The organism is Algoriphagus sp., assembly GCF_024305035.1.
Classification (GTDB): domain Bacteria; phylum Bacteroidota; class Bacteroidia; order Cytophagales; family Cyclobacteriaceae; genus Algoriphagus.
Genome location: NZ_JAMWZB010000019.1, coordinates 41,532 through 55,439, shown reverse-complemented (window position 1 = coordinate 55,439; position 13,908 = coordinate 41,532). Strand labels below are relative to the sequence as shown.

Genomic DNA, 13,908 nt, shown 5'->3' with positions numbered 1-13,908 from the left:
TTCGATCTGCAAAAATAGGGGAAAAAGAGGAACTGACCTTAAGCGAATAGAATTGATCGAAAATAAAAATGATCACTCATTAAAACCTATGCTTTTTCGATGAAAATAAAAGTGCTTCCAATGAACATTCAATCTTTCAATTTTTTTTCAGTTAAATCATTAAGGTTTATTCAGGGCAGGACAATTTCCTGAAGAAAAAAATGACCGGTATTTCTGCCGGTCATTTTAACAAAATTAGATCATTGAGTTAGTTACCCACATACTCATCCCAACTCAATTCTGCCTGAGGATGGGGGAATTGTTGGAAGATTGTGCCTCCGTCAAAACTAGTAGGGATTTCATCCAGTCTGCCGTATCGACGAGCATCGATCCAACGATGGCCCCAAGGCTCAGCCCAGAGTGAATACCTTCTTTGGTAGAGGATTTCATCAATCAACGCATCTTGGGAAGTCGCTCCCTCATAATCTCCAAGTCCTGCGGCATTGCGGATGATGTTAATTGCTTCAACTGCCTCATCAGTCTGGTTTAAATTGGCATGCGCTTCAGCTTTCAGTAGAATCAATTCTTCATTTCTAATGAAAGGAATGGATTCAGTATTGCTCTCCCATCGTGCGTCTTGATGTGTTCCTTCCAATGCGCCTGCATCAGTGGTGACGATAACTGGTTGGTCTCGCTCCAAAAACTTGTTTTCCACTCGTAAATCACCCGGAGTAGCGTCTTCTAAGACAGAAGGATGCACTACAACGATTGTATTTACAGCGGCATTTGGGACATAAAAGAGGGGGTTAAATATATCAGGAGAAGCTCCATAAGGATGGGATGGGCCTGCATTCAAATCTCCTCCCAAATCCATGAAGGAAGCATCCAAGGCACTGAGAACTCCCTGCCAATCCTGACGATAAGCATTTAATCTGGCTGTAATCGCCCGGTTGACCTGACGCAATCCCTCAGTGGTATTGTAGCCGTCAAATCCCCTGGTCAAAGTGAAAGGAAAGGCCCCTGATCCTGCTGCCTGTAGAGCCGCATCACCCTCGTCCAAAATGGCTTTGATGGCATCCAAAGCATCTGAATAGGGAACGAATGGCCCCGGATTTAATGGGTCGGCTACGTCTATTCGGATTCCGTTTTCATAAACAAAATTCGCCGGAATCATAAACTGATACCCTTGAATGGTTTTGGCAAAACCCGTTACTGCGCTTCTTGCCGGAGCTTGGATGTTTTCGGTGTTTTCAGCAGCGGCTATCAAGACATCAGCTTGTTTGATGGCTTGATAAGGAGCCGCCCAAGAGCCTCCTCCTGTATTTCCAAATCCAAAATAGGATCGGTCTGGTGTTCGGCCATTTTGTCCTAACCAATCAGTCTGAAATCTCGGGTCAGAGGCATTGAGGTACCAAATTTCACGTCCGAAGGTGTTCCAAGCCTGAGAAACGTTGGTGACATATCCTCGGTGTCTGGATTCAAGTCCAGTAATTAAAAATTGGATCTGTTCTCGACTAGCGTTATTGGATACGGACCCTACGGATGGATTGTTTGGATCCTGTATTTCGTCCAATTGAAACGGATTACAAGCTACTAATGTGCCTGCTATCGCAATGGCTTTACTTATATTTTTTAGTGTATTTTTCATGATTTTGCCGGTTTAGAAGTCAATAGTTAAGTGGAAGAACACCCTTCTCGGCGTTGGATATGGTGCGATGTCGACGTTGTTGGCAACCGCCTGAGCACCAAATGTAGAGGTCTCTGGGTCATACCCTTCGTAGTCGGTAAATAGGAAGGCATTATTGACCGAAGATCCTACCCGGATGTTTTGAACGGCATTGCCAAACCAGTCATTAATAGTTGCTCTTGGAATGGTGTAATACAGACCAATTTCACGGATTTTGACAAAAGAGGCATCCTGAACCCATCTTGCCGCATTATTGTAGGGTTCTGGTTCGCGCTGACGTCCATTGGGAATTCCATCGCCATTGTCATCGTCAAACCAACCATTGGTAGTACCCCCACCGTCAGTGAGGAAGGAAGTCAAGTTAATATTATCCCCACCTTTTCTCCAATCGACCAAAACTGAAAGCTCGAGCCCTTTAAATAGGTTGATGCTATTGAAAAAGGATAGGTTAAAATCTGGTTGGGAATTTCCCCAAATCGTAAATCCTCCTGGAGTGTCAGGGTCAGCTGGTGTACCCACGATAGTAGTCGGAGAAAAGCCTTCTGCATACAGGAAGGTTCCCAGTCCCGCTCCAAATGCACCCGCTGTATAAACGGGAATTCCCAATCGAGTCATTTCGATTTCATTCTTCCAGTATAAGATTCTGGAAAACCAACGGACATTGGACTTCTCTAGGATTGTTCCAGAGAGTCCGATTTCTACCCCTTTGTTTTGAAGCTCAGCTTCATTACTTGGTGTGGTGTTTACACCGGTGGATGGGGAAAGATTGAGGTTTTGGAAGTTGTTTTGAGAGTTTTTGACGTAATAGGTCGCTTCCAAACTCAATCGATTATTAAAGAAACTAGCATCCACGCCAAATTCAAGTTCGGTAGCAGTTTCAGGCCGGATACTGGTATTTCCCACTTGGGTAGAAACTACCGATCCTAAAAGGCCACCGATGTTTGCACCATTCAACGGAGTGAACGTTGCTCCGAAAGTTACTGGCCCCGCGGTTTCACCGTAAGCAATTCGTGGTTTGAGTTGATTGATGAAAGAAGAATTCCAGAAGTCAAAATTCGCCAAATTGATCGCCACGGATGCCCTGGGGAAAGAGTAGAATTGATTGGGGTCGCCATTTAATGTTGATTTGTCCCAACGTATACCGACTGTTCCGATAATTTTATCTTCGAAATTTGCTTCCTGTTGTAAGAAGACACCAGCTTCCTGTACTTCCGATATAAATTCCTGGTTGATTTGCTGAATGGCCGCTTGAAGCAGGTTTGTTTGCCCTGGGACAAGTCCACGACCTCGATTGAACAAGGCGTTTTCATTGAAATCCAATCTCACCAATCCAGCTTGAGAATTCATGTTAACCCTTCCCAGGTTCCAGTTGTAAACTAAGGCAGCCTGGAAATTGGTGTTAAAGCTTTCTTGCTTTCCTTTCAATAAATCCCCAGGATTTGCCTGTGCTCGTTGAAATTGCAGGAATTCAGGGAGGTATACCATGGTCCGGTTTTGTAAGAAGTCCAATCCACCTGAGAAGGAAGCCTTAAGGAAACTATTGCTGGTTTGGAGTAGATCAATATCCAAGGTGAAGGCCTGAATAAAGCGATTCACTTGAGCATTATTAATTCCATTATCGGTGACCGCAACTGGATTTTCTGAAAAGTAGGGGTTAGTGGGGTAGGTACCGTCTTCGTTTCTTCGCAAGTCAAAGTAATTGGGAACATAGGCGATGCTGTATCCGATGGATGCACCACTGTTGTTTTGGTTTCCGGTAAACCCTCGGTCCGCATCGGTCTGAATGTAATTTGAGGAGACACCAAATCTGATTTTATTGGAGATTTTATGGTCGATATTGGCTCTCACCGAGTATCTTTTGAAACCGGTATTTCTCACCGTTCCTTCTTCATCGGAAATATTTCCGGATACGAAGAATTTGGTTTTATCATTGCCTCCGGAAACATTGATCCGGGTATTGAGCAGGGTTGCTTGATTATTGTAAAAATAATCCTCGTAGTCAATGAAATTTCCGGAAGCCTGGGCGGCTCTGAATCGTTCCAGTTCTATTGGTCTTCGAGCCTCAGGAAAAAAGAAATTGATTTTTTCTTCGCTCCAGTCATCTGTTCCCAGTAATCTGAGCGGCTGGGCAAATCCGATATCCTGAGAAAGTGAAACCGTGGTACGACCTTCAGCACCTCTTTTAGTTGTAATGATAATTACCCCTGCATTTGCACGAGTACCATAAATGGCAGCAGCCGAAGGGCCTTTCAATACTTCGATTGTCTCAATGTCGGCAGGGTTTAAATCTGCCAGTCGGTTGGCTCCATCATCCTGGTTGCTTCCTCCAGCACCCGAAACCGTGGCGCGGCCGGTACGCTGGGTGGCATTACTGATGTAAACCCCATCCACGATGATTAAGGGCTGTGAGGCACCGGTCAAGGTTGAGATTCCCCGCAATTGGATCGACATTCCACCACCTGGGGCTCCACCATTGGATCGGATCGTGGCTCCTGCCACTTTACCATATAGGGCTCCGTCTGTGGTTTGGATGGTCGTCGTACCGGTTAAGTCTTTTGCCGAAACAGTTGAGACCGCATTGGCGAGATTACTTCGTTTTACTGAAGAGGCCAATCCTGTGACCACTACTTCATCTAGATTGGTGGCATCTTCCCGAAGCGTAATATCAATATTGCTCAAGGAAGAAGAAACCTCTACCTCTTTTGAGAGGTAACCAATGGAAGATACCACTAAAGTGGCCCCTTCATTGGTAGGAATATTGATTGTGAAATTCCCGTCCAAATCTGTAACGGCACCGGTGGTAGTCCCTTTGACCAGGAGGCTAGCTCCAATCAGCGGATCTCCATTTCTTTCATCTTTTACCGTCCCTGAGACGGTATACTGTGCCCATGCCCACCCTACGGAGCACCATAGGAACAGGAGGGTAAGTGATAGTTTGTAAAATCTGGTCATATTGTTTGATTTAATTGATGACCTTAATTTCCTAAAAATCTATCATATTCCAATTTAAATTTTAAGGATTTGAGTTAAATATGATATAAACAGGTCGATATTATCCGTAATTGTTACTTTATCTTTTAAAAACATTACTTTTTGGATAATTTTTTAAAAATCTGTTGAACAATCTCTTTTCGATTAATCAAAATCATTTTTTAGGATTCAAAGGATAACTTTTAGGCAAAAAAAAGACCGGCATTTTACCGGTCTTCGATTTGATTTCTTTAAGGACTTGTTATTTCTGAATCATTGGTAAGACGATTCGGCTTGGATGAATGCCTCCATGATGAATAGAATTGGTGGCAATTTTAGCCTCAGTTTCATCGTAATTATTCCCTCCGGTATTCATATTTCGATCGAATCGGGGGAAATTGGAACTACTGACTTCGATGCGGATGCGATGTCCTTTCTCAAAATAATTGGAAGTACTCATCGGAGTCATTTTGATTTCATAAACTTTTCCATCTTCCATCCAGACTTCTTTATCATATCCTTCTCGATAACGTACTCGCTGGATCGTTTCGTCCAAATTATAGGCTTTGCCATCTGGGTAAACATCGATCAATTTAATGGTGACATCGGTATCCTTGACATCAGAAGAAAGGTAAAGGTAGCTCTCAATAAATCCAGAAACCTCAACTCCTTCTTCGAGGGGTTCTGAAGTATAGACCAAAATATCATCTCTGAGCTCCATTTCACTTTGATCAAATGCTCCGCCTTGGACGGCATTTCCCGTACAACAGACATTTCCACCGTAGGAATTGACCGGATTCATCGGATCGTATTTAAACGTGTCTTTGGCTTGGGATTTTGGCTTTTTGGCTACTAATTTTCCATCGCCATTTCGAGTGTTGGCACTGCCCTCAGAATCCAGGTAAAACTCGGTCATTTTTGCTTCAGCAGGCGGCCACACATCCGAGGATTGCCATTCATTGGTTCCCATAGTGAAATAAGTGACCTTGGGCAATTGGTCAATTGTGCTGCTCTCTTCACCTTTTAGCCATTTATCAAACCATGCGGTGATGACTTCATCATAATTCCAGCGAGCATCACCTACACTTCGCTCCCCAATGATGGTGTTTTCTGTTGCGCGGGTGTAGGAGCAATGAAGAACCGGTGCGATGACCAAATATTGATTGTCCCGGGCCATTTGGCTAATGGCATTTTCCCGTGCGTGATTATAGAGCGCAATATTGGGAGATGAAGAAACATCGTACCAAGACACAAACCACATACTTGGTTTGTCAAAAGGCATGTTGTCATGGTAAAGTCCGCCTTGAAACCACCGAGGATCATTGGGTTTGCGGGTGATCATTTCTTCGTAGATACCTTTCGGTCCATTTTGATTTTTGATGATGTCCTGTACGGGCAAATGTGCCAATCCCTCTTTCCAATCTACTCTCGGGTACTCCGGAGCCATGTCATAAAACCGTTGCAATCGTAGCAAATCTTCCTGGCCGATTCCATCAGGCAATTTGGGCGCCATCGGATCATGCTGGGTGCTGTAGAGCCAAGCGGTAAAAAGCATTTGACCCGCTCCTCCGCGGTACCAGTTGCCCTGTTCGACAAATTCCCCAATTTTTCCTACTCCTGCCCCATATCCTTGGGGCACTAAAGCAGCTAAAGCGGGATGGTCAAGGGAAGCCGCCGCCATTTGCCATTCGGCAGTAGAGGAGCAGCCCAATAATCCGATTTTGCCATTGCTCCAGGCTTGGTTTTGCATCCAATCAAAGGCATCGTAACTGTCGGTTAGCGGGGTGCCGAGAATATCCCATTCCCCTTCGGAAAAGAATCTTCCCCGTTCGTTTTGAACGACATAGGCATAGCCTTTTTTAACCCAGTCCAATGCGCTCTGCATGGTTCTGGTGCGCAATTCTCCATCTCCGTAGGAGTTGAAATTGTAAGGTGTTCGCGAAAATACGATGGGTACTTTTTCATCGGTTTTTGGCCGATAAATATCGGTGGCGAGTCGATTTCCATCACGCATCGGCATCATGACTTTTTGGTCAATGATGGCGATTTCATCCAGTTGCTCCAAAATCGATTTTTCCTGAGCAAAACCTTCGATTTGAAGGAAAATCAGCAACGAAAGAGCAAAGAATTTAAAGGTTTGTGTTTTTATCATAGTTTAAGCAATTGATTCTATTAAGATAAAAATTGCCTTTGAATTTTTTGTCCCAAGATTGATGAATGGTTGGTTTTTACTTAGAAAAAAATTCAATCAAAAAAATAAGAAACTTGCATTCACTTGAAAATGACCTAAGTTAAGATGTTAAATTTCTACTTTCTTCGGAATAGTCTCGAGCTTTGCTTTCGAATTCCTCATTAAAGGCTAAATTTGCGATTCAATAATTTTTGCCATGAGTGATACCAAGACAAACACCCTGGAAACTTGGGTGGAAGTACCCAAAAGTTCTGATTTCACGATTTACAACCTTCCTTTTGGGATTTTCAAAAATAAGCGATTGAGTCCTCGTGTAGGAATTGCCATTGGTGATAAAATCGTGGATTTGAGTATTCTGGATCAGGAGGGTTTCTTTTCGGATATGTTTCTACCCGAAGGAATTTTTCTCACCGATTCGCTCAATGAGTTGATCGGATTGGGAAAAGTGCAAACCAAAAAGATCAGGGAAAGAGTACAGGAATTACTTTTAGCGGATAATGAAAAGCTGAGGGATCATTCCATACGTGGCAAAGTCATGGTCAATCGCAAAGAGGCGGAGATGCTTTTGCCTGTCAAAATCGGAGATTACACAGATTTTTACAGCTCCATGGAACATGCCACCAATGTCGGTAAAATGTTTCGGGATCCTGAAAATGCACTGCTTCCCAATTGGAAGCATTTACCAGTGGGTTATCATGGGCGTGCATCTTCAATTATTCCCTCGGGAGTAAATATTCACCGCCCAAAGGGACAGTTTAAAGATCCCGATATGGAAACCCCCGGTTTTGGCCCAAGCAGAAGATTGGATTTTGAACTTGAGTTGGCGTTTATTACCGGAAAATCCACTAAGCTAGGAGATTCGATTTCCACTGAAGAAGCCGAAGACTATATTTTCGGATTTGTACTGTTTAATGATTGGTCGGCTCGAGACATTCAAGCTTGGGAATACGTTCCGCTGGGACCATTTTTGGGTAAAAGTTTTGCCTCATCCATCTCTCCATGGATCGTGACGATGGAAGCTTTGGAGCATTTTCGTGTTGCGGGACCGGAGCAGGATCCGGAGGTTCTGCCGTATTTGCACTGTGAAAAAGCACATGGTTTTGACTTGCAGCTTGAGGCTTATATTCAACCCGATGGCGTGAAGCAAGCCACCAAAGTCTGCACTTCCAATTTTAAATACATGTATTGGAATGTTGCACAGCAACTTGCCCATCATACCGTTAACGGATGCAATATTAATGTCGGGGATATGATGGCTTCTGGAACAATCTCTGGACCCACAGAAGATTCTTTTGGTTCTATGCTGGAGCTAAGCTGGAAAGGCACTAAACCTGTCAAGCTCGATTCGGGCGAAGAGCGGAAGTTTCTCGAAGATGGAGATACGGTGATATTGAAGGGTTTTGGAGAAAAAAACGGAATCCGTGTAGGTTTCGGAGAGGTGAGAGCGAAAGTATTGCCCGCTAAATAACCTGTTTTTCCAAAGTGGATAAAAAAACCGGCAATCGCCGGTTTTTTTGGTTTGGGTCGGAGGTTTATTTCATTTCAAATTAATGAGCTCAAGGAGCAATTCGGGCTCATCCGTTGTGATGAAATCCACATCTTGGTCCAAAAGCCATTTCATGTCTTCGGGGTCATTTACCGTCCAGGCATTGGTAGTTAACCCCAGGTTTTTTGCTTCAGCGATCCATTCAGGTTTGGATTTAAGCAGCCGGATATTGTAATCAAATCCGAAAAACCCTGCTTCTTTCAATTCTTCAGGTGATTTATCTCCGGTCAGGTAGGCCACATTGGCATTGGGATCCGTTTGGATTGCTTTTAGCCCGCCCTCGTAACTGAATGTGATGTAATCAACCCATTTCTCAGCTTGAAGTTTTTGGACCATTTTGACGACCTCTACGCCGATTTTTTCACTACGGGCAACGGAGATACCAGAGGGCTTAAATTCCAAAATCAATTTGGTTTTTTCTTGCTTCATTCCTTCTTTGAGGTATTCTTCCAGCGTGGGAATTTGCTCACCATTGGGGTGAGTTTTGCTAAGTAAGGTTTTATAGGGGACCTGTTCGATTTCCAAACCTTCAAAATCCGCATCGTGATTGACGACCAAAACACCGTCTGCTGTCATCCATACATCAAATTCGGTCCCTTCACAGCCAAGCTGAATAGCTTCCCTTAACGAAGCAATGGAGTTTTGTGGATGATTTTGTGCCTTCCAAGCTCCACGGTGGGCAATAACTTTATTTTTTAAAAAGCTTTCTTGGGCCAGAACTGAGGTACTCAAAAGTGCCATAAGAAGGAAAGTGAAGATTGATCGAATCATAGACTATGGAGGTTTTAGAATTTAAAATTATCAATTCTGGCCTTCTTTTAAGGGCTCTTTATCAAAATTCACACTAATTTGATGTGGAGTTGAAATAGCGGTGGATTCAATCCTTCTTCCTTCCCCTCATTTTAACCACCAAATAACCTATTGCGATTAAAAAGTGAAGTACTAGAGCGACAGCAATTATCTGAATCAAAGCTTTATCATTCATTTACCGGTGTGGGAGGAATGGATTTTTTTAACCCATTGGGCAACTCGAATGCCCAGCCCTTTTGCTTTTTCCAAAAAAAGGGGATCGACTCCTTCAAAGGGACCTTCATCCGTGATGGCAGATGCTCCAAAGGCAGATTCAACTTCGTTTCCACCTAAGATTAACATCCCATGAATCAACATGGCCCGGTGAATACTGTGGAGGACTGCTTCCTCGCCCAAAGAAATTCCCCCGCCGCTGCAAAAAGCCGCACCGATTTTGTCTTTCAGTAGTCTACCCTCGAAAGGCCAAGAATTAAGGAATGCTAGCAGTTCAGGGGCTGGATTTCCATTGTAAACAGGGGAGCCTACGATAATAGCTTGAGCATTTAGTAAATCTTCCGAATTGACCTCATCGATGGGCTTGAGAAGGGCTATTTGATCTTCAGACGCAATTCCATTTGCGATTTCTTCAGCCATTTTTTGAGTAGAACCTGATTGACTGAAATAGGCAACTAAAATGTGTTGTTGAGCAAATCCAAAAATTGGGATCAGGGAAAGGAAAAGTAGAGTGGACCATTTTTTCATTGGTATATTGTTGATTGATCGGAGGAATCTTTGGAGAGAAAATGACTTTTTGTAGTAGGTTTGAACAAAAGTAATCGTATTCGTATTTTTAAGATAAACCAAAAAACACATTTTATGGCAGATACTGTTAAGATTTTAGACATTCTTTCCTTAACCCACGACGTGAAGCAGTTTACCGTCGAAAAGCCGAAGGGATATCAATTTATCCCCGGTCAGGCAACAGAGGTTGCGATAAATAAGGAGGGGTGGACCGAGGAGAAAAGACCTTTCACTTTTACTAGCCTTCCAGACGACGACCACCTGGAATTTGTGATCAAGTCCTATCCTGATCACGATGGGGTAACCAAGGAAATAGCCAATTTGGTGCCTGGAGATGAATTTATTATTGATGAATCTTGGGGTGCAATTCAATACCATGGACGGGGAGTGTTTATTGCCGGAGGGGCAGGAGTGACGCCTTTTATTTCCATTTTGAGAGATTTGAAAGTAAAAGGAGAATTGGAGGGTAATCAATTGATCTTTGCCAACAAAACACGAAAAGATGTCATTTTGGAAGCTTATTTTCATGAACTTCTCGGGGATGATTTTATTTCAATCCTAGATCAGGAAGATCTTGAAGGGCATGAAAAAGGTCGGGTGACTATGGAGTTTTTGAAGGAAAAAATTGAAGATTTTTCTCAGGAATTCTACGTTTGTGGACCAGACCCGATGATCAAGGCAGTTTCTTCTGCTTTGGAAAATCTTGGTGCCAATCCAGACGCAATTGTATTTGAAAAATAAAAACTGGACTAGTGAATGAAAAAAGCCAACTTCTCAAAAGGAAGTTGGCTTTTTAATTATTCACTGAAATTTATTGAAAGCCAATTTTCTTAAGACCTTCTTGGCTGATTTTGATGGCTTCCAAAGGATCCAAATCAAATGTATTGTCTTGCTCGACAAGAAAATACTCCATTCCTGATTGATCCTTTTGGGCAAGGATTCTAGCAAAGTCAATATTCCCCGTTCCGACCGGTGCAAAGTTGCCTTCATCGTTCATGTCCTTGACATGCCAAGCCTTGAATCGACCTGGATACTTTTCGAAATAGGCCAAAGGATCTGCCTCCGCTTTGGTAACCCAAAAAAGATCCATTTGATAGTTCACATGCGCTGGATCGGTATTTTCCAGAATGTAATCAGTCAAAATTGTTCCATCTTCCATCGGCTTGAACTCGAAGTCATGGTTGTGGTAAAGTAACTTTAATCCAGCTTCGCTGCATTTTTCACCAAGAGTAGTAAGAATAGTGACCAATTCCTCTTTGGTGCCTTTCATGCCCATGCCTTCTGGACCTGCGGTAAACATGCCCATCGGAGGAACAGGAATAACGAAATATTCGAATCCGGCTGCTTTAGTAGCGGCAATTTGCTCATCTGCATTCTCGAGGGTGACTCCACCCATGTGGGTACTTTTTGGCTCCAATCCGAGTGATTCAAGGTAAGATTTGAATTCGGTAGGTTCCATTCCGTAAAATTTCCCATCGGCATACCCTGCTGCTTCTATGTAAGCATATCCTGCCTCAGCCACTTTTTGAAGGGTGGCTTTTGGGTCCTCAGACATGGCGTCTCTAACGGTATAGAGAGCCAACCCTCCGATTCGTTCTTGTTCCTTATTTTCGATCACTTCTGCTTCAATGTTTTCTTCATTGGAGCTTGAGCTACCGCAAGCGGTTACCCCAAGACTTAAGGTGATTGCTAGTGCTAAGTTCCAAATAGGTGATTTTTTCATGTGCTTTTTGTTTGAGTTGTAAAGGTCGTCTCCAAATTAAGAAAACTGGGTGTTTATTAGGTAATAGGTTTGTTTTCGAAATGGAAAGATATTGAAAAGGGATGGGAAATCCTGTGCAATTTCCTTTATCTCTATTTTTTTCTATTCAAACCCGAAAGCCCAGGGAAATACAAATACCACAATCATCGTCCACAAAACGTAAACCGGAAGGTAGTTGACCACTATCAAGCCCACTTGATGGAGAGAATGGTCTTTTCGAAGGGTTGTAATCAACCTATGGCAAACCAAAACCAAATGAATCAGCATCAGAATATTGACTCCCAATACCGCGAGCCGATTGGGGGTGAGGCCATACTCAGTAATCCGAAATGCAATCGCTGAAAGTGCCACCAGGTTAACCAATACGGTTGTGATAGAAAGGAACACTAAAATCCAGTGGGAGGTTTTTCCATTTTGCCCCGCTGCAGACTCGGTAACCGAAAAGAAAATCAGTGCCATCACTCCGATCAGCAATAGATTGAAAAGCAGCAGAAATTCCCGGTCATTATAGGGGTCTTTGCCAGCATAGACTATGGCTCCCAGGTAAAACAAGAGCATAATCAAAACTAGGGGAGCAAAGATTTTGGCTATTATGGGTGGGACTTTGTTGACCAACTGTGGGTTTGTTTGAGTAAGGTGAGTGGCGATAAGCGGTGCTGCTACCAAACCAAATAAGCCAATATTTTCAAAGTAGAATTCGCTAATTTCCAACCCGATCAGGCTGAATAAGCCGATTGTGATTCCTGAGAGGAGCATTCCCGCCAAACCCAATACGGCTCCCATAATGACTGCATCTCCATTGAAATTAAGGAATTCCAATCGCTTGAGTAGATTTTTGGGTTGGACTTCTCCAAATACAAATCCCAACACTGCCCAAAGCAGTAAGGGTAAATGAATGCAGGCCAAAATTAAGGTGTCACTTTGTTGGTTCTGTGGAAGGAGATTGATGTAAATCATCGAAGCTGCCAGGATCACGATTGGAAGCCAAAGGGATCTGAGCGGAATTTGTTTTTTGCGAATAAAATAGAGCGAAACAAAGGGGAAGAGGAGAAATCCCATATTTCGGGGATAGAAGAACTCTTCTTTCCAGGAGAAGAATTGAGGGGATTTTGCAAATAACCAGGCGAGTGACGCTAAAATGAGGAGAAATCGCCAGTCTTTAATCGATCCCCAGCCTACTGAATCGGAGCTGAAGTTGAGGCGGGCATACCAAAATTCGGCTACCTCTTTACCCTTAATTTCAGGATAGACGGATAGAAAAGCCTTTTTAAATTCGACCTTGTTGGACCGGTAGAGTTTTTCCAAATCCCCAGGTTCATTGATGTGTTTTAGGATATCCATTTGATTGTAAATTTTTGAATTGTTAAACTGGAAATCAGTGCCAAAAGGCATTATCTGCTCCTCTGAGCCACTAAATCTCGGGATAGTTATTATTTCTTGCTTTTCTCTAACTCCTCTAGGCAGTCGTCAAGGGGATTTCCATCCCGGTGAATGCATTCGCAAAAGGCAAAACCTGCCGCTTCTTGATCGGAATGGGCATATTGTGACTGGCAATCCTTCAGGGAGTTTCTGGGTAGAGTTTGAAAACCGGAGTTGGCAGCCCAAATAACTAAAGCCACCATGGCGGCTACTCCCAAGAAAAAAGGAAAGGGGAATTTAGTGCTGTATTTTTCCGGTTTTTTTAGACTTGCTTCTTTCGAATACCTTGTGAAAGGGATTATGTACCGGAGTTGGTCGTAGTGGTAGGCCAGGATGTAAAGATTAGCCAAGACCATTAACGGACTTGTGACCATGGATCCTTCAAAGCGGACCGCATAGGAAAGAATCCAGATGTTCACAATAATCGGCAGATACAGGAGCGCACCCAGCGTGATTGTTCTGGGAATTAGAAGCAGGATAGCTGCCTGAACTTGGGCATACCCTACAAATGTGTAATAATAGCCCGTATGGTGGAGGGCTTCTAGATAGGCTCCCATTGGATGGAGCGGTGATAATCCACTGGCAAACCGCTCTCCGATAATTTTCACCACTCCGGCTACAATAAAAGCATAGGCCAAAGTGACTCGGCAAAAGATCGAAAATATCCAGTACCATTTATTTTTTCTCATCTGGAAATAGAATGATTCCAACGCATTGAGCTGTTCTGAAGGGGTCATCTTGTTCTTCTGTTTATTAGCATCTGG

General features: G+C 43.3%; 10 protein-coding genes. 2 read left to right on the top strand and 8 right to left on the bottom strand.

Translation table 11 applies throughout. The features are described from left to right. Positions 1 to 247: 247 nt before the first annotated feature. The 3 genes from Q0L00_RS12145 to Q0L00_RS12135 all read right to left on the bottom strand — a co-directional run bounded on the left by Q0L00_RS12145 (position 248) and on the right by Q0L00_RS12135 (position 6,788). Positions 248 to 1,627, bottom strand: coding sequence for a RagB/SusD family nutrient uptake outer membrane protein (locus Q0L00_RS12145; RefSeq protein ID WP_297337150.1), 1,380 nt, complete (start codon positions 1,625 to 1,627; stop codon positions 248 to 250). Positions 1,628 to 1,639: 12 nt separating this feature from the next. Beyond that, a complete protein-coding gene (locus Q0L00_RS12140; RefSeq protein ID WP_297337149.1) occupies positions 1,640 to 4,618 on the bottom strand; it encodes a SusC/RagA family TonB-linked outer membrane protein in 2,979 nt (992 codons plus the stop codon). A 280-nt stretch (positions 4,619 to 4,898) separates the two neighbouring features. Then, on the bottom strand, positions 4,899 to 6,788 hold the full coding sequence (locus Q0L00_RS12135) for a CocE/NonD family hydrolase (RefSeq protein WP_297337148.1): 1,890 nt from the start codon (positions 6,786 to 6,788) through the stop codon (positions 4,899 to 4,901). 235 nt (positions 6,789 to 7,023) lie between these two features. Between Q0L00_RS12135 and fahA the strand changes: the two genes are divergently transcribed. Next, positions 7,024 to 8,295, top strand: coding sequence for a fumarylacetoacetase (gene fahA / locus Q0L00_RS12130; protein ID WP_297337147.1), 1,272 nt, complete (start codon positions 7,024 to 7,026; stop codon positions 8,293 to 8,295). Positions 8,296 to 8,364: 69 nt separating this feature from the next. Here the strand turns inward: fahA and Q0L00_RS12125 are convergent, their stop codons facing one another. After that, the gene (locus Q0L00_RS12125; RefSeq protein ID WP_297337146.1) at positions 8,365 to 9,144 is read right to left on the bottom strand and encodes a glycerophosphodiester phosphodiesterase family protein; all 780 of its coding nucleotides are present in this window, start codon (positions 9,142 to 9,144) and stop codon (positions 8,365 to 8,367) included. Between the two features lie 210 nt (positions 9,145 to 9,354). Continuing rightward, the gene (locus tag Q0L00_RS12120; protein WP_297337145.1) at positions 9,355 to 9,924 is read right to left on the bottom strand and encodes a flavodoxin family protein; all 570 of its coding nucleotides are present in this window, start codon (positions 9,922 to 9,924) and stop codon (positions 9,355 to 9,357) included. A gap of 114 nt (positions 9,925 to 10,038) precedes the next feature. Here Q0L00_RS12120 and Q0L00_RS12115 point away from each other — a divergent pair, with 114 nt between their 5' ends. Beyond that, on the top strand, positions 10,039 to 10,704 hold the full coding sequence (locus Q0L00_RS12115) for an FAD-binding oxidoreductase (RefSeq protein ID WP_297337144.1): 666 nt from the start codon (positions 10,039 to 10,041) through the stop codon (positions 10,702 to 10,704). 70 nt (positions 10,705 to 10,774) lie between these two features. On the opposite strand, the gene Q0L00_RS12110 is transcribed toward Q0L00_RS12115, so the two are convergent. The 3 genes from Q0L00_RS12110 to Q0L00_RS12100 form a co-directional block, all read right to left on the bottom strand. Further along, positions 10,775 to 11,686: a sugar phosphate isomerase/epimerase gene (locus tag Q0L00_RS12110; RefSeq protein ID WP_297337143.1), complete on the bottom strand. Its 912-nt coding sequence runs from the start codon at positions 11,684 to 11,686 to the stop codon at positions 10,775 to 10,777. Between the two features lie 141 nt (positions 11,687 to 11,827). Further along, positions 11,828 to 13,066, bottom strand: a complete 1,239-nt coding sequence (locus Q0L00_RS12105) for a DUF4153 domain-containing protein (RefSeq protein WP_297337142.1) — start codon at positions 13,064 to 13,066, stop codon at positions 11,828 to 11,830. An 89-nt stretch (positions 13,067 to 13,155) separates the two neighbouring features. Further along, positions 13,156 to 13,881, bottom strand: a complete 726-nt coding sequence (locus Q0L00_RS12100) for a DoxX family protein (protein WP_297337141.1) — start codon at positions 13,879 to 13,881, stop codon at positions 13,156 to 13,158. Between the last annotated feature and the right edge of the window lie 27 nt (positions 13,882 to 13,908).